The 16,221-nt window shown below is 42.0% G+C and carries 15 protein-coding genes and 1 tRNA gene; 12 read left to right on the forward strand and 4 right to left on the reverse strand.

Annotated features, from left to right (window positions below; translation table 11 throughout):
• Positions 1 to 21 precede the first annotated feature (21 nt).
• Positions 22 to 92: transfer RNA gene (locus VK664_RS10885), tRNA-Cys, on the reverse strand.
• A gap of 113 nt (positions 93 to 205) precedes the next feature.
• Here VK664_RS10885 and VK664_RS10890 point away from each other — a divergent pair.
• From VK664_RS10890 to VK664_RS10915, 6 genes are all read left to right on the forward strand, one after another.
• Entirely contained in the window at positions 206 to 1,081 is an 876-nt protein-coding gene (locus VK664_RS10890; RefSeq protein WP_461398683.1) for a nucleoside phosphorylase, read from the forward strand.
• Positions 1,082 to 1,136: 55 nt separating this feature from the next.
• Positions 1,137 to 1,925, forward strand: coding sequence for a diaminopimelate epimerase (dapF, locus tag VK664_RS10895; RefSeq protein ID WP_461398684.1), 789 nt, complete (start codon positions 1,137 to 1,139; stop codon positions 1,923 to 1,925).
• Between the two features lie 63 nt (positions 1,926 to 1,988).
• Positions 1,989 to 2,927 carry a magnesium transporter CorA family protein gene (locus VK664_RS10900; protein WP_461398685.1) on the forward strand — a complete coding sequence of 313 codons (939 nt, stop codon included), beginning with the start codon at positions 1,989 to 1,991 and terminating at the stop codon, positions 2,925 to 2,927.
• 11 nt (positions 2,928 to 2,938) lie between these two features.
• Positions 2,939 to 3,454 (forward strand): NUDIX domain-containing protein, encoded by a 516-nt coding sequence (locus tag VK664_RS10905; RefSeq protein WP_461398686.1) that lies wholly within the window; start codon positions 2,939 to 2,941, stop codon positions 3,452 to 3,454.
• 142 nt (positions 3,455 to 3,596) lie between these two features.
• The gene (gene ahcY, locus VK664_RS10910) at positions 3,597 to 4,925 is read left to right on the forward strand and encodes an adenosylhomocysteinase (RefSeq protein ID WP_461398687.1); all 1,329 of its coding nucleotides are present in this window, start codon (positions 3,597 to 3,599) and stop codon (positions 4,923 to 4,925) included.
• A gap of 251 nt (positions 4,926 to 5,176) precedes the next feature.
• Positions 5,177 to 5,602, forward strand: a complete 426-nt coding sequence (locus VK664_RS10915; RefSeq protein WP_461398688.1) for a tellurite resistance TerB family protein — start codon at positions 5,177 to 5,179, stop codon at positions 5,600 to 5,602.
• Positions 5,603 to 5,691: 89 nt separating this feature from the next.
• Here the strand turns inward: VK664_RS10915 and VK664_RS10920 are convergent, their stop codons facing one another.
• The gene (locus tag VK664_RS10920) at positions 5,692 to 6,618 is read right to left on the reverse strand and encodes a YihY/virulence factor BrkB family protein (protein WP_461398689.1); all 927 of its coding nucleotides are present in this window, start codon (positions 6,616 to 6,618) and stop codon (positions 5,692 to 5,694) included.
• A gap of 98 nt (positions 6,619 to 6,716) precedes the next feature.
• Between VK664_RS10920 and VK664_RS10925 the strand changes: the two genes are divergently transcribed.
• The 3 genes from VK664_RS10925 (at position 6,717) to VK664_RS10935 (ending at position 9,570) form a co-directional block, all read left to right on the forward strand.
• Entirely contained in the window at positions 6,717 to 7,232 is a 516-nt protein-coding gene (locus VK664_RS10925) for a hypothetical protein (protein ID WP_461398690.1), read from the forward strand.
• Between the two features lie 388 nt (positions 7,233 to 7,620).
• Positions 7,621 to 9,084, forward strand: coding sequence for a T9SS type A sorting domain-containing protein (locus VK664_RS10930; protein ID WP_461398691.1), 1,464 nt, complete (start codon positions 7,621 to 7,623; stop codon positions 9,082 to 9,084).
• Positions 9,085 to 9,264: 180 nt separating this feature from the next.
• Entirely contained in the window at positions 9,265 to 9,570 is a 306-nt protein-coding gene (locus tag VK664_RS10935) for a YtxH domain-containing protein (RefSeq protein WP_461398692.1), read from the forward strand.
• Positions 9,571 to 9,935: 365 nt separating this feature from the next.
• On the opposite strand, the gene VK664_RS10940 is transcribed toward VK664_RS10935, so the two are convergent.
• On the reverse strand, positions 9,936 to 10,625 hold the full coding sequence (locus tag VK664_RS10940; protein WP_461398693.1) for an aspartate/glutamate racemase family protein: 690 nt from the start codon (positions 10,623 to 10,625) through the stop codon (positions 9,936 to 9,938).
• 83 nt (positions 10,626 to 10,708) lie between these two features.
• Here VK664_RS10940 and VK664_RS10945 point away from each other — a divergent pair, with 83 nt between their 5' ends.
• The 3 genes from VK664_RS10945 to VK664_RS10955 all read left to right on the forward strand — a co-directional run bounded on the left by VK664_RS10945 (position 10,709) and on the right by VK664_RS10955 (position 13,996).
• Complete coding sequence (locus VK664_RS10945) at positions 10,709 to 11,755, forward strand: threonine aldolase family protein (RefSeq protein WP_461398694.1); 1,047 nt, start codon at positions 10,709 to 10,711, stop codon at positions 11,753 to 11,755.
• A 115-nt stretch (positions 11,756 to 11,870) separates the two neighbouring features.
• Positions 11,871 to 13,523 carry a glucose-6-phosphate isomerase gene (gene pgi / locus VK664_RS10950; protein ID WP_461398695.1) on the forward strand — a complete coding sequence of 551 codons (1,653 nt, stop codon included), beginning with the start codon at positions 11,871 to 11,873 and terminating at the stop codon, positions 13,521 to 13,523.
• Positions 13,524 to 13,639: 116 nt separating this feature from the next.
• On the forward strand, positions 13,640 to 13,996 hold the full coding sequence (locus VK664_RS10955; protein ID WP_461398696.1) for a hypothetical protein: 357 nt from the start codon (positions 13,640 to 13,642) through the stop codon (positions 13,994 to 13,996).
• Between the two features lie 105 nt (positions 13,997 to 14,101).
• Here VK664_RS10955 and VK664_RS10960 read toward each other — a convergent pair whose 3' ends face one another.
• A complete protein-coding gene (locus tag VK664_RS10960; protein WP_461398697.1) occupies positions 14,102 to 16,204 on the reverse strand; it encodes a zinc-dependent metalloprotease in 2,103 nt (700 codons plus the stop codon).
• Between the last annotated feature and the right edge of the window lie 17 nt (positions 16,205 to 16,221).

Here is a 16,221-nt window from a genome sequence, read left to right on the forward strand (position 1 = left end):
TGGGGCTATTCCTTCGTTAAGAGGTCTCGAGCGGATTCGAACCGCTGTAGGAGCTTTTGCAGAGCTCTGCCTAGCCACTCGGCCACAAGACCATTCTTATTTAAATATACAATCCAAAAGCTTCAACCGCAAGGCTTTGACTTCGGGGGAGCGCAAAAGTAAGGAATTTTGTATGATATTTGAATAATTATACCATAGCTTTTTTATGCAGCCGATACCTGAATCTGAATTGATTATCAATAGCCGCGGAGCAATTTATCACCTTGATCTGAGACCCGAAGAACTCGCCCCCACCGTTATCACTGTCGGCGACCCGGAACGCGTTCAACTGGTAAGTAAATACTTCGACTCTGTCGAAACCCGGGCTGCACACCGCGAATTCGTATCGGCCACCGGCTATCTCGGCAAAAAACGCATAACTGTTATTTCTACAGGCATAGGCACTGATAATATTGACATTGTGCTAAACGAAATTGATGCCCTGGCCAACATCGATTTTGAAACAAGGCTAATCAAACCTCAACTCACCCCTCTCCAGATAATCCGGATAGGAACTTCAGGCTCATTACAACAATCCATACCAGTCGATAGTTATGTAATGTCGACGCACGGGCTGGGGATAGACAACCTCCTTAACTTCTACAGGCACCAGGAAAATGAAGAGGAAAAGGAGTTATTGCAGTCTTTCACCACCCAAACGCAACTTCATCATTCGATTGCTCATCCATACATTAGTAGTTGCAGCCCTTCGCTCGCTAAACATTTTGTGAGTGAATTTCACAGGGGCATAACCGTAACCTGCCCGGGTTTCTACGGACCGCAGTCCAGGATACTCAGGCTTGGTCTTAGTCAACCCCAGTTGCAAACCAGGCTCACAGAATTTTCCTTTGGAATGCACCGGATCAGTAATTTTGAGATGGAAACCTCCGGAATCTATGGCCTGGGTAAAATGCTTGGGCACCATTGTCTGAGCCTGAGCGCAATTGTGGCAAACCGGGTTTCAAAAGTATTTTCGAAGGATGGAAGCAAGTTGGTGGAGCAACTTGTTGTTAAAAGTCTTGAGATAATTTCACGAATCTGAACGGCCGGCAATCTTCGATTTGGCCGATCCAGTTAAAAACATACCAACCAGATACATGAAAATTCAGTTTTATAAATACCAGGGCACCGGGAACGACTTTGTAATCCTCGATAACAGGGATGGTGCATATTCTGATCTTAAGCAACAACAGGTCAACTTTATTTGCCACCGCCGCTTTGGCATTGGTGCCGACGGACTCATGCTACTTAACAAAAAAGACGGATACGATTTTGAAATGATCTATTATAATGCCGATGGAAAACCTGGTTCCATGTGTGGCAACGGCGGTCGCTGCCTGGTGAAATTTGCTAATGATATCGGAATCAAAAAGGCCCTTTATAAATTTATTGCTACAGACGGGGAACACGAAGCCGAGATCGATGAAGAAGATGGAACCATCAGCCTGAAAATGCAGGACGTAACCAATGTAGACGAAGAACGTGGAGACTATATTTTGAATACTGGCTCACCCCATTTTGTTAGAATAGTAAACGATCTGGATGACCTTGATGTATTTGAAGAAGGTCGGGAAATCAGATATAATCATACTTATAAAGACAAAGGCATTAATGTAAATTTCGTAAAAATAAAGGGTGACTATGAAATTGATGTCCGCACTTATGAGCGCGGAGTTGAAGATGAAACTTTTTCATGTGGAACGGGCGTGACAGCATCGGCACTTGTTTGTTTCCACAATGATAATGGATTTAACAATGTTTCTGTACATACAAAGGGGGGTGACCTTACGGTTGAATATGACCGGAACGACGATGACAGCTATACGAACATATGGTTATGCGGGCCGGCTAAAAAGGTGTTTGAAGGCGATCTGGAAATTGCCTGACCAATCCTGGTTTAATTTAACATCCTGCCGTACTTGTGACCGAAAACTTTTAACTTGCCGCCCTTGATACAGCATTTCAAAAATATTAACCATCAGACAGTAGAAATCGATAAGGCGGAAAACGGCTCATGGGTAAATGTGCTGCCACCACTCCGCCAGGAGGAGTTTTCAGAACTTTCGAATTCACTGGATATACCTTTAGACTTCTTAACCGATTCACTGGATATCGACGAACGTTCAAGGTTTGAAGAGGAAGACAATGTGAAACTGGTCGTAATTAAAACACCGACTGAAAATAATTCCTTTAATGAAAGTGATGCTTATTATATCACTATTCCGATTGTAATTATTCTTACGCATACCCAGATTGTTACCGTTAATTCTTTTGAGAACAGTGCCATCAAAAAGTTCCTGAACAGTTTTCAAAACCGTCATCCCGACAACCGGAAAATGATGATGCTTAAGATCTTTGAAAAGATTATCCAGACCTATATGGAATCCCTCAAAGAAATTAACCTGAGAAGAAATGCACTCGAGCAAAAACTATATGCAGCCAACCGGAACGAACAGCTGCTGCAGCTAATGCGTATTCAAAAAAGTCTCGTGTATTTTATTACTGCGCTCCGGTCCAATGAACTACTGTTGATGAAAATCGAAAGAACACATTTCCTCGGTCTTAATGAAGAGGAAAAAGAATTTTTAGATGATTTGATCGTTGATAATTCCCAGGCGCTCGAAATGGCCAATATATATACAAACATTCTTAGTTCTACACTGGATGCCTTCGCAAGTATAATAGCGAACAACCAGAATGAAGTATTAAAGCGACTGTCTGTAATAACTATAGTATTAACCTTCCCGGTACTTGTTGCGAGTATCTATGGAATGAATGTGCCCATTCCTTATGCCAGGTCCCCATACGCATTTTATATACCGGTGTTTCTATCACTGATCATCTCGCTTGTTATTGGGTGGCTATTCCTCAGAAAAAAAATATTCTAACCACTTAATTTATGCACGGTTTTAATGTAAGGGTATATGGAATTTTATTGGGAGCCAACAACCAGTTGCTGGTGAGCGATGAGTATATTCGGGGGGGATACTATACAAAGTTCCCGGGCGGCGGCCTTGAATTTGGAGAAGGAACAAGGGATTGTCTTAGGCGTGAGTTTATGGAAGAAATGCTACTCGATGTTTCTGTTGGAGAACATCTTTACACCACCGATTTTTTCCAGTTGAGTGCCTTCAATCCAGAACACCAGATTATCTCTATTTATTATTTTGTCAGGGCTCTGGAAGATATAAAAGTACCGATAAGGACCAAACCTTTCGACTTTGACGCTGAGCAGCTTGACCTTTATGCGGTGAAACATGAGATAGAGACATTCAGGTTCATAAACTGGGAAGATCTTTCAGAACAGGATGTAACCTTACCCATCGATAAACATGTGGTGAAAATGCTAAAGGAACGTTTATCTTCTCCGGATTACGCCCCTGATAACGGGGACTTATTTCCAGGTGCCCTGTAAGGGGCCATTAAATCAGCCCCTGCTATCAAATCAGCCCTTTTTCAAAGACCGGACAATCATATTGAATGTCAGATAGTTAACCCGCATACCCGAAGTTGCTAAAGTATAAAGAGTATATTACCTTTGCCAAAATTTTTGATATATGTCTATTACAACAACATTAAACGTTGACCTGACCTTACCCTATAAAGTCAAAGATATCAGTCTTGCAGAATGGGGACGTAAGGAAATCCGCCTTGCAGAAGCTGAAATGCCGGGTCTGATGGCACTGAGATCTGAATATGGCGCCAGCCAACCGCTGAAAGGTGCCCGCATTGCCGGTTGCCTGCACATGACAATACAAACAGCTGTTCTGATTGAGACCCTTGTTGCACTGGGTGCTGAAGTAAAATGGAGCTCATGTAATATATTCTCAACCCAGGATCATGCTGCCGCTGCTATAGCTGCTTCAGGAATCGGTGTTTATGCCTGGAAAGGCCAGACCCAGGAAGAAGCTGACTGGTGTATTGAACAAACCCTGTTCTTCGGTAAGGCTGACCGTCCTTTAAACATGATTCTTGATGATGGTGGTGACCTGACCAACATGGTTTTCGATAAATATCCTGAATTCGTACAGCATATCCGTGGTCTTTCTGAAGAAACCACCACCGGCGTACATCGTTTATACGAGCGTATGGCAAAAGGCACATTGCCAATTCCTGCAATCAACGTAAATGATTCTGTTACCAAATCAAAATTTGACAACAAATACGGTTGTAAAGAATCACTGGTTGATTCTATCCGTCGTGCTACTGACGTTATGATGGCTGGTAAAGTTGCTGTTGTTGGAGGTTATGGAGATGTTGGTAAAGGTTCGGCCGAAAGTCTTCGTGGTGCAGGTGCCCGCGTTATGGTAACCGAAATAGATCCTATCTGTGCTTTACAGGCTGCAATGGACGGTTTCGAAGTTAAGAAGATGATTGATGCAGTTAAAGAAGCTGATATCATTGTAACTGCTTCTGGTTGCCGCGACCTGATCACTGAAAAACATTTCAGGTCAATGAAAGATAAAGCGATCGTTTGTAACATTGGTCATTTCGATATTGAAATCGACATCGCCTGGATCAATACTAACTACGGTCATACAAAAGATACTATCAAACCACAGGTTGATTTGTACAATATCGACGGAAAAGATGTCATCATCCTTGCTGAAGGCCGCCTGGTTAACCTCGGTTGTGCAACAGGTCACCCAAGTTTTGTAATGAGTAATTCATTTACAAACCAGACCCTGGCGCAAATTGAACTCTGGACTAACCATTCAAGCTACGAGAACAAGGTATATGTTCTTCCAAAACACCTTGATGAGAAAGTGGCGCGTCTGCACCTCGCAAAAATCGGGGTTGTACTCGAAGAACTTACTACGGAACAATCTGAATATCTCGGTGTACCGAAAAACGGTCCTTTCAAAGCCGACCAATACAGATATTAATCAAGAATTTTATTATTTATTCCATTATTGAGATCCCGGCTCTGGAAGCCGGGATTTTTTTTTGACTTCTCATTACCGGCTGTGCATTCGCGTTAGGATACCGGGATTTATCGAAATAGATTCGATTTTTTCCTGGAACACGCCACTTGTGTTAAAGGTTTGGTTGCAGCCAGTTGGTGAAATGAGTTGATAATTGCATAGTATATTATGCATGGCATCAAAGTTGATGAAAGCTCAGAAAAAGGTTTACTATGTATACGACAGAAATCAGGTCACAGGAACAGGCGATTTGCCATTTGTTTTTCCATTGTTGTTTAAAAGATGGCACTTTCAGTGAAGAAGAGCTGACTGAAGTTTCGTCGAAGATGGTTGATGTTGGTCTTTACAAACAACTTGATTTTAAAGAAGAAATTCAACGTTATAAATCCTATGGCCAGTCTGTTATCAATGATATCGCATACCTGGAATTCCTGGTAAAAATGATTGCGCCGGTAAACAATCTTGCACTGTATTCTTACTGTGCTGAACTTATTTTAAGTGATTCAACACTCAGCCCCGGGGAAGAAAGTCTTCTTGTAAAAATTGCCGCATTACTGGATGTTGAGCCGGCAGAACAATCCGTCATAAAAAGACTGGTAGCCCAGCGCCGGGTTGTTAAAGCTGAAAAGATTGTATAATAGGTTGATTGTGGAGCCGGTCTATGTATAGCTATTTATTTTCCTATAGCTCTATGATTTTCCTATGACTCTATACTTTTTCTATGGCTCTATAATTTTCCTATGGGCTCTATACTTTTTCCAAACTTGCCTGGATGAATACCGTTACCGGTATTTTCTGCCCAGTAATAAGTGAACATGGCACCATAATAAAATATAAAAGACACGTAAAACACAAACAGAAGTACAAGTACCAAAGATCCAGCTGCTCCATAGATATTCTGAATTTTGCTGATCGCCAGCATTGACCCAAGCACAAGCTTACCGATTGTAAAAAGTACTCCTGTAAAGAGTCCGCCGGTTATTGCGACTTTCCATCTTGGTTTCCCTTCCGGCAACAAACGAAAGAGGACACTGAACCAGATCGTAACAATAATTAAAGAAATTATCTGGTTAAGTATGATAACAACTGCGGAACCCGCGTTCGACCAAAGGCCTCTTATATAAGGATTCAGCACAGCCTGCACAGCCTCAGCAAGCAGACCTGCTATAAACAACAGGCCGGTCAGTAAGATGATTGCCATTGATTTCAAACGGGGCATCAACTGTTGTGGAACGTTTTTACCTCTTTGTGATTTAATATGCCAGAGTTGATTTATCGATTCGCGGATAATTTTAAACAGCGTGGTGGCAACGAATAGCAGGAAAATAAATCCCCCTATTGCTATGTACCAGTTTACAGCGAGGTCCCTGAATCCTTCCAATGTCTGCATAATCATCACCACACTTTCTTTCCCGAAAAACGATCGCAGATGTTCAGATAGCCTTTCATTGATGTCTTTTGGTTCAAATACGAAACCCAGGGTTTGGGTCAGAATAATCAGGATCGGGGGCAAGGCGAAAGTGGCAAAAAAGGCTGTTGCGCCTGCGAGCCTTAATGGATCATTGTCCTGGAAACCTTTAAAAGCAGCCCTCAGCGTTTTTACGAAAAGCCTGAATCTATTCTCCTTCAATCCCGTGGATTTGTCCTGATCCATTTCTTCCGTTTCTTAATTAATTGTTAACCAACGACCTGAGGTGATTTCTACCCAAAAGAGCAGGCACGCTTATTTTAATATTTTCCAAAATTAAACATATGAAAAATGTAATGTCCGATAAAAAGCCGAATGCCCGAAACACAGATTTACCTGATTCTAAGGAAGACCAGGAAAAGCTGAAGCAGGAAATTGTAACTATTGATATGCCTGAAGTACAGGATATTCCAGGACAGGAAAATATCCGGGTGCCGGATATGAGGGAGATGCAGGACGTTACAATTAGTTCGGCTGACGAAGAAGCAGAAGAACTGTTAAGCGAAATCAACACGGGTCCGGGCGATACTGATGATACCGATAACAGGGCGAATTTTGTTACAGATCGCGAAAAAACGCTTCGTAAGGCGGCGGATCAACCGGGCGATGAAGCTTATAAAACCGACAAAAGGATGCATCTCGATAATACCGACGCAGATAATGATCAGTTGAATGAAAAGGGTTCAGGTGCGGATCGATACGGAGAAGATCTTGATGTACCTGGTTCAGAACTCGACGATGCAGATGAAGAAACCGGTGAGGAAGACGAAGAAAATAATCAATACAGCAGACCCGACTAGCCGTGTATGGCAGACCGGTCGGCATTGCAATCGCTGATGATGGATCTATGTTAATCAGCGACGATGCAAGCAATACAATATGGCGGATTAACGTTAGTAAATAGTGCTGATTGAAGTTTTTGAGCTGTCATAAGATTGAATGCTTATAGAATTAAATCCTTATATAAGGGCCGCACGAGATGCGGCCCTTTTTTATGCCAGTTAGCTATAACATTTCCAGGGAAATCCCTGGTAACAGTCCATTTTCCCGCAGTTGGAAATATAGTCTACGAGCTGGAAAACCGATTCTGGAATCTTAACTGTAAATATTTGATATACAATCGATTATTTATGGGCACATTGATTGTAATCAATTGGCATCTGTAACCTTGAATTGAATCGTACCGTTATGAAATCTTTCAGTCCCCAAATTAAAGCTGTGCTGCCGAATGAGCTTGTGTTGATGAAGCAACTAATAATGGCGGCACTGATACCTCTGGTCGTTATAACATTGGTATTACTATCTAACCCGCTATTTTCCCAATCCCAGTTCAGAATCACCGAAATAATTACCGACTACAATGGTTATTGGAAATCAGGTACGGGGGCAATCAGCCTGGTTAAACCAGATAATAGTCACAATCTTTTATCATTTTCACACAACGGTGTCCGCTATTCAACAGGAGTAAATGATGCAAGCCTCGCTTCGAATGGAAATCTGTTTGTGCCTGGTGATTACAGGGCACTTCCGGTTAGTTTGCTAACAGGTAGTGCAAACGCAAATACAAAAATCGGGCTTGGAGAGAGATACGATGGAGTTACAAATGGTAAAAGCAACCCCTCGCCTGCAAACAATATCCCATATTATCTTACAGACGGAATTAAGGGTCTGAATATCGGTACCTGCGTCGCCAATCTCCCGGCAGGTTCTTTATCATTTGCGATAAGCAATATTGACCTGGCTGCCATAAATGATAACATTCCTGATATGGTGATTACGCAAACAGCAGATCCATCCGGTTCACAATTTGACCGCTATGAATTCACTGATATTAATGGCAACCAGATAGGAAACTCTGTTGATATCATATTAAGTAACATTCCTTCGGTTGGAACCTGGGTGGCTGATTTTTATGAAGCCAGCACCAACCCTATGACACTTGGAACTGGTTTTACAAAAACAGAAAGAGGAATCAGGTTATGGACAGGTGATTTTGGAGTTTTTGGCATTAATGCTTCAAATATTGCAAACATCGCATACTTCAAAATTACCCTTAGTGGTGATTCCGATGTTGGATTTGTGGCTTACAACAATAAGGCTTTTAATGTTGATCTCATTCTTCCCACCACGCTTAAATCTTTTTCAGGAAAGCCTTTAAACAATGGTATACAACTAAACTGGCAAACGGCTTCCGAAAGCAATAGTGATAAATTTATTGTTGAAAAAAGTTTAGATGGCAATGCTTTCGTTGCTATCGGCAGTACTAAAGCAGCGGGCAATTCAAATAATTTAAGGCAATACAGTTTCATGGCACCCTCTAATGCTGGTAAAAGCTATTACAGGATAAAGATGGTCGACATTGATGGGAAATCGAAATATAGCGCTGTGATTACTATTAACAGCGGCGTGCCCGATTCCCTTGTTATTGCTGCATATCCAAATCCATCTACAGGTTATACATATATTATACATCCTTCCGGGTCAGATAAGGGAACTATCAGGATATATAATGGCCAGGGCCTGATTCTGAACCAGATCAGGACCTCTGGCGAGAAAACCAGGCTGGATCTCACCCATCTTGCCACAGGAAATTATCATGTAGTTTATGATAGCCCGGCTGCGAATTCAACTATTAACATTTTAAAGCAATAGCGGGAAAGCCTATTGAATTTTTCAATTGGTTTGATGTTCAAACTGGCAAGGTTCAACTGGCAAGGTCCAACTGGCATGTTCCAATTGGCATGGTTCAACTGGCATGGTTCAAACTGGCAAGGTTCAAACTGGCAAGGTTATTGAAAAATAACTATTATTAGTTCACAAAAAAGCCAGTATATGATTATACAAAAGATAATAATCGGAACCCTTGCAGGTTTCGCTGCGGGTTTAGCGATCGGGGTTTTGAATGCACCTGAAAGCGGTGAAGAAACCAGGAGGAAATTAAATCAGAAAGCGGAAGACTTAAAGAACCGTGTTCGTCGCTTCAAACATACAGGCGGTCAGGAGCTTGAAGAACTTAACAAAATTTTTCAGAACGAGGTACAGGGTTTACATGAGGATGTCCGGAGACGGGTCCTGGACCTGATACAATCTGCTAAAAGCGGTGCCAGTAATTTAAAACAGCAAATGCATTCAAACTAATAATAACTAATAACAGCTCACGGGTTCAGATCAAATGGGTCGTCAACAATTTGACGGCCCTTTTTTGGGTATAAAATACCTCGGCGAAAGGCACAGGGGTGGGCCCTGGTCTGCTTTAAAACATGTTTTTGAAATGACCGCTATTTCAGTCAAACTGAAGTGGTTGAAATAGCGGTCATTTTCAACACCACCTCTTTTGACAGAAATAGCGACCATTTTCATCACCATCTCCGTTGAATGAAATAATGGTCATTTTCATCACCATCTCCTTTTGACAGAAATAGCGGTCATTTTTCATCAACATGACTTTGACTGAAATAGCGGTCATTTTCAAAATTGCCAAAAAGAGACATATCAGGGCAACTTCAACTTAGTGCGAATTCAACTGCAGCAGTTGCATGGATCAAGGTGGTATCAAACAAGGGCAGATCAAAATCAGTTTGCGATATCAGCAGTGGAATTTCAGTGCAGCCCAGTATGATCCCTTCAGCCCCATTTTCCTTCAGCCCTGCCATGATATTCAGGAACATTGATTTTGTTTCAGGAAGCATTAGTCCCTTACCGAGCTCATTATAAATTGCTGTATGGATAAGATCCCTATCAAAAAGGTCTGGAATCAGTGTGGCGATACCGAGGGACTTCAACTTATCCTTAAAAAAATCCAGCTCCATCGTATATTTTGTTCCGAGCAGGGCCACCGTTTTCAACCCTTTTTCATGAATGGCAGTAGCTGTGGCTTCCGCAATATGTAACAACGGGATCTTCACAACCTGCTGTACTTCCGGCGCAATCCGATGCATCGTATTTGCGCCTATTATGAGGCAATCTGCCCCGGCCAATTCAAGTTTGAGCGCTGCATCTTTTATGAGAGAGGCAATATCGGCCCATCTGTTCTGATCAGTTAACTCCTTTATCTCACCGTAATTAACAGAGTACAGGATTATTTTACCGGCATTTAATCCTTTCAGTTTATGATTTATCTGTTCATTAATGATGCGGTAATAATCAACCGAAGAGACCCATGAGATACCACCAATTATGCCTATTGTTTTCATCTTTATGTAAATTATCAGCGCAAAGGTATATGGAATTAATATTTGTGGTAATTTTCAGCCTTATCAAAAAATTCTCCTTCTTTATGATCGACCTGCGTTCAGATACGGTAACACGTCCAACACCAGCTATGCTTGAATACATGACCAGGGCAAAGGTGGGCGATGATGTGTTTGGTGAGGATCCCACTGTTAATGAAATTGAATCTATTGCTGCCGGCATGTTTGGAATGGAATCAGCTTTGTATTGCCCCACAGGCACAATGAGCAACCAGATAGCGATAAAAGCGCATACCCATCCGGGTGATGAAGTAATTTGTGATAAAACTGCACATGTATATCAGTATGAAGGTGGAGGAATTGCTTTCAATTCGGGTGCACAAACCAGGCTACTCGATGGTGACCGGGGCAGATTCACAGCTGCTATGGTAGAAAAAGCAATTAATCCGGATGATGTACACAAGGCGCATACTTCGCTGGTATGCCTCGAAAACACTTCGAACAGGGGCGGTGGGAGTTGTTACGATTTATCCGAAATAAAATTGATAAGGGAAACCTGCGACACGCATGGATTAAGGCTTCACCTGGATGGCGCAAGACTGTTTAATGCACTAGTTGCAACCGGGCAATCTGCAAAGTCTTATGGCGAACTGTTTCATTCAATTTCTGTTTGCCTTAATAAGGGGCTGGGCTGCCCAATCGGAAGCATTCTGATCAGCAATCATCAGTTTATAAAAAAAGCAAGACGAATCCGGAAAGTCTTTGGCGGAGGAATGCGCCAGGCCGGTTTTATGGCTGCAAGCGGAGTTTATGCTCTGCAATATCATATTGACCGTTTACAGGTGGATCATGAAAACGCAGCACGCGTGGGCAAGCATCTGCTTGAAAAAGAATTTGTAAAGGGCGTACTTCCTGTTGAAACCAATATCGTAATCTTTGAAATGACTGATGATACAGATGCAAAGTTGATAGTGCAGCAATTACTTGAACAAGGCATCAAATGCCTGACCATTTCTCCCACCCAGATTCGCATGGTTTTTCATCTTGACATCAGTAAAGGAGATGTAGATAAGATCCTGCATGCACTGGATGCTATGCAAATTGCGCCGACATCAATAAAGCTGCAACATTAATACATGCAACATTAATAATTGCAACAATAATACTTGCAACAATAGCACATATATCAACCGCGGGGTATCCCAATGTTAGACGGTTATAAATTTTATTCAGATCTCAATTTTTTTTATGCTCAATAATATCAATCCTACTACAACAAGTGCCTGGAAAAAACTGGAAGCGCATAAACCGGGAATGGCTTCAAAACGAATGAGGGAATTGTTTAAAGACAATAATTCCCGATTTGACGAATTTAGCATTGAAGACAATGACCTGGTATTTGACTATTCAAAAAACCTGGTGAATACAGAAACAATGAAGCTGCTTCTCGGGCTGGCTGATGAATGTAAATTGAAGGATGCGATTGAAGATCAATTTAAAGGTGCTCCAATTAATGTAACTGAAGGCAGGGCGGTGTTGCATACCGCCCTCAGGAACTTTTCCGATAACGCTGTGATATTGGATGGCAAGGACATAATGCCATCTATAAGAGAAGTGCAGCAGCAAATGAAAAGCTTCTGCAATAAAATACATAGCGGCGAGTGGAAGGGTTATACAGGAAAAAAGATCAGGTATATTGTAAATATCGGGATCGGCGGTAGTGACCTTGGCCCGCTGATGGTAACAGAAGCGCTCAGACCTTATTGGATCAAGGGTATACAGGCTTATTTTGTATCAAATGTTGATGGCACTCATATCGCGGAAACTTTAAAGAAAGTAACACCTGATGAAACGATTTTCCTGGTAGCTTCCAAAACCTTTACTACCCAGGAAACCATGACGAATGCGCAGACCGCAAGGAATTGGTTTCTTGAAGCTGCAAAAGAAGAAAAACACATTGCCTTGCATTTTGCGGCATTGTCGACTAACGAAAAAGATGTTGTGAAGTTTGGCATAGATCGTTCCAATATGTTCGTATTCTGGGATTGGGTTGGAGGTCGCTACTCATTATGGAGCGCTATCGGGCTATCGATTGCCTTAACTGTTGGTTATGATAATTTTGAAACCCTACTGAAGGGTGCTAATTATACTGACAATCATTTTCGCAATACGCCATTCGAAAAAAATATACCTGTAGTCATGGCCCTGGTGGGATTTTGGTATACCAATTTTTTCGGTTCTCAGACCGAGGCTATCCTGCCATACGATCAGTATTTAAATCGCTTCGCAGCCTATTTTCAACAGGGAAATATGGAAAGTAACGGGAAAAATATTGGTCGCGATGGTAAAGCGGTGAATTATTCCACAGGCCCCGTTATCTGGGGTGAACCCGGGACCAATGGTCAACATGCATTCTACCAGTTAATTCACCAGGGCACATTGCTTATTCCCTGCGATTTTATCGCCCCGGCTATCAGCCATAATCCCATCGGGGATCATCATATCAAACTGCTTTCTAACTTTTTTGCCCAGACTGAAGCACTAATGAACGGTAAGTCGGAGGAGGAAGTAATACTGGAACTAAAGGCGGCCGGTAAAACCGAAGACGAAATCAAAAAAATTGCTCCCTTTAAAACCTTCTCCGGTAACCGGCCAACGAACTCGATCCTGGTAAAACTGATCGATCCGTTAACGCTTGGCAGAATGATTGCACTGTATGAACACAAGATCTTTGTGCAAGGCATAATCTGGAATATTTACAGCTTTGACCAATGGGGGGTAGAGCTTGGCAAACAATTGGCGAACAGGATATTACCTGAATTAGAAACCGATGAGCCAGTGAAGGGTCATGATAACTCCACGAATAACCTGATTAATTTGTTCAAAAGATTAAGAAAATAATCGGTTCAACTAAAGGAATAATTCCTTAATTTAAATTTTCCGGTTAAAGAAGTGCATTTCTGTTTATCGAAAATCTTAAGACAAAAGACAAATTCAATAACAAATCTTTTAAGCGCATGCGAAAACTGATTCCCGTTCTATTATTTACATTCTCTGTTTCAATCGCCTTTTCACAGACTTCTACTGACAGAAATACTGATAATAAAGAAAATAGTTTCGCGGAATCTTTAAGACTTGAAATTGTTACGGGAATAAAAAAGAAGTTGGCTACTGATACATCCTTTCAGCAGTCTCAGCAGGTGATGAATGATTTTTTCAAAGCTTGTGGACTCACACCCACTATCCAAAAATGTGCGCATCCTGAACCAGGAAAAAATTTTAAATCTGCACCTGAAGTACTGACTTCAACCTTGACTGAAATCACCAGGTCAATTGCAGCCAAAAAAAACCGGGAAACAGCAAAAGAAAACTGACTCTAAAATATTTGAATCACACAAATAAAAAAACCCTCTTTTGAGGGCTTTTTTATTTGTGTGATTCAGGAAACTATTGTTTGATTTTCTTTGAGATTCAGCAAACTATTGTTTGATGATTTTCTTTGTAATATTCAGGTCTCCTGCTCGCACTTTCAGCATATAGACCCCAGGAGTAAGATGCCGGTTGCTTATATCGATCTTCATCGTTTTTTGCCCGGCCGGCATTTGTTTTATCATGATTCGTCTACCGTTCAGGTCTATCAACTCAATGGTTGCCGGTGCAGACCAGGTCTGCTCAAAACTCAGATCAATAACGTCTGTGAAAGGATTGGTAACCCTTACCGACTGTTCCTGTGACTTTTCATTGCGAATGATAATCGTTGAACTGTATTTTGTTTGCCCGGCAGCATCTGTCTGCTTCAACCGGTAGAAATACAAAGGCAAAACTGCTCCGTTGTCGGTGTAAGAATAGTCGTGTTTATTTACTCCGGAAGCCACGGTACCAATTTTTTCAAATTTGACACCGTTCACCGAACGCTCAACATCGAATGTTTTTGTACTACCTGTTATAGATATCCCCCATTCCAGCAGAACATCATCCGCAGTTTTGCGTCCTTTAAAATACTTGTAGTCAACTGGTAGTAGTCCTGCTATGAATACAGGGAAATCTTCTGTTTGTCCATAAACCGGTGTATAACATCCATTGGTAATTACATTTCCATAATAAGAATATTCCTCATTGATCACGCGCATTCGAAGGACAGTATTTGCAACTGCTGATGCAGGAACAGTAAAGCTTCTTGTTAAACGGGTGATTGAAGCTCCGGGCACGGCAATATCATCTTCATGAAACAGGCGTTCGCCGGCTTCAAATACACCGTTATTATTGTAGTCGATATATACGGCAAGTTGCTGAGGATAAAATTGACTGAACACATCAGCCGAAAGTGAATATGAAGCTGAATGGCTTAATGGGATCAGATGCAGCGGGCTATTCGATTTGTCTATATATCCCGGATCGGTTGCCGTTACACCTGAAGAAAAGGCCCTGTTATCCACTCTGAACCCAACCAGTCCTGCGTCAAAAGTACCCATTCCGGCTGGCGATGAAGGCGATGCGCAGGTAGCCAGGGGACTGGAAAAACTGTAAGGATAGGCTGGCGCCCTGGCCCATGATGAGGCCAGGCTTGCCCGCCAGGGGAATGTCATATAAGCCAACATTCTCGTTTTTTGGTCAGGTGTAAATAAAGTAAACCGATCAGTGTAGTTCATAAAATTGTGTTCCGTATTGATGCTGTATAAACCACCGGTGCAAGGGTTAGTCCCGGTTCTTGCAACAAAAGCCGCAGGTTGTGAAATGGGATCGGTATCACAAATCAGGTCACCGGTTGTGGCGCAAACTGCTGGATTACTCGAAGCGCATACATCCGGGTTTCCAGACACTCCCTGTATCCAGCCCTCAAAAGGGTGCGCAAGCCCCAATGCATGACCGATTTCATGCGGCAATGTCTTTGAGTTTGGTTTCATCACCTTAGCGAGAATTACAGCACCATCGGTATTGGTATATAATCCCGGAAATTGCGCATAGCCAGCTACAAAGGGAGTACAGCAGGCTCCGTCGTTGCCATCAATTCTATTAACGAGGTAAAGGTTATAATACAGATCCGGACTCCAGCTTACCAGGCTTTTTAGATAGCTATCCGTAAGGCCATTGGCAGTCTGTAATCTTACTCCATAATTAACATAATCAGGAATTAACCCCAGGTTCACACGATTAATCCCGGTTGTTGGATTGTTGGCAGGATCCCTTGTGGCAAACTCAAACTTAATTCCAATATCGCCTACCCCCTCTCCTCCCGGAAGAGTGCCATCAAAAACCGTATTGAGGTAATTAATTGCTCCCTCGATATCGGCTGTTGAAGGATTATATTGCGATCCTTCTGCACCACCGGTATGAAGGACATGAACCACCACGGGAATTGTATAAATCGCTGCCTGCATACCAAAATAAGCACCCACTACGGAGGCAGCTTTCTGTTGCTCAACTACTTTTGCAATCGCTTTTTGATTCTGTTCCGAGATAATACGGTAATTTCTATCTGAGTTTAACTGCTTCTCAAGAAAGATGTCAGAGCCACAGGTTTGTGCAATGAGAAAGGCAGAACTAAAACATGATATAAGAAACAGGAGTAAACGTTGTTTCATGGGTATTTTGGATTATC

The sequence above is a fragment of the Flavitalea sp. genome (assembly GCF_035489435.1).
Taxonomy (GTDB): domain Bacteria; phylum Bacteroidota; class Bacteroidia; order Chitinophagales; family Chitinophagaceae; genus DATHKG01.

Bases quoted from the DNA above. Each gene is read 5' to 3' on its own strand.
- pgi (WP_461398695.1), top strand. From the start codon at position 11,871: ATGCTCAATAATATCAATCCTACTACAACAAGTGCCTGGAAAAAACTG.
- VK664_RS10945 (WP_461398694.1), top strand. From the start codon at position 10,709: ATGATCGACCTGCGTTCAGATACGGTAACACGTCCAACACCAGCTATG.
- VK664_RS10905 (WP_461398686.1), top strand. From the start codon at position 2,939: ATGCACGGTTTTAATGTAAGGGTATATGGAATTTTATTGGGAGCCAAC.
- VK664_RS10935 (WP_461398692.1), top strand. From the start codon at position 9,265: ATGATTATACAAAAGATAATAATCGGAACCCTTGCAGGTTTCGCTGCG.
- VK664_RS10920 (WP_461398689.1), bottom strand. From the start codon at position 6,618: ATGGATCAGGACAAATCCACGGGATTGAAGGAGAATAGATTCAGGCTT.
- VK664_RS10940 (WP_461398693.1), bottom strand. From the start codon at position 10,625: ATGAAAACAATAGGCATAATTGGTGGTATCTCATGGGTCTCTTCGGTT.
- VK664_RS10915 (WP_461398688.1), top strand. From the start codon at position 5,177: ATGTATACGACAGAAATCAGGTCACAGGAACAGGCGATTTGCCATTTG.
- VK664_RS10955 (WP_461398696.1), top strand. From the start codon at position 13,640: ATGCGAAAACTGATTCCCGTTCTATTATTTACATTCTCTGTTTCAATC.
- VK664_RS10960 (WP_461398697.1), bottom strand. From the start codon at position 16,204: ATGAAACAACGTTTACTCCTGTTTCTTATATCATGTTTTAGTTCTGCC.
- ahcY (WP_461398687.1), top strand. From the start codon at position 3,597: ATGTCTATTACAACAACATTAAACGTTGACCTGACCTTACCCTATAAA.
- dapF (WP_461398684.1), top strand. From the start codon at position 1,137: ATGAAAATTCAGTTTTATAAATACCAGGGCACCGGGAACGACTTTGTA.
- VK664_RS10925 (WP_461398690.1), top strand. From the start codon at position 6,717: ATGAAAAATGTAATGTCCGATAAAAAGCCGAATGCCCGAAACACAGAT.
- VK664_RS10890 (WP_461398683.1), top strand. From the start codon at position 206: ATGCAGCCGATACCTGAATCTGAATTGATTATCAATAGCCGCGGAGCA.
- VK664_RS10930 (WP_461398691.1), top strand. From the start codon at position 7,621: ATGAAATCTTTCAGTCCCCAAATTAAAGCTGTGCTGCCGAATGAGCTT.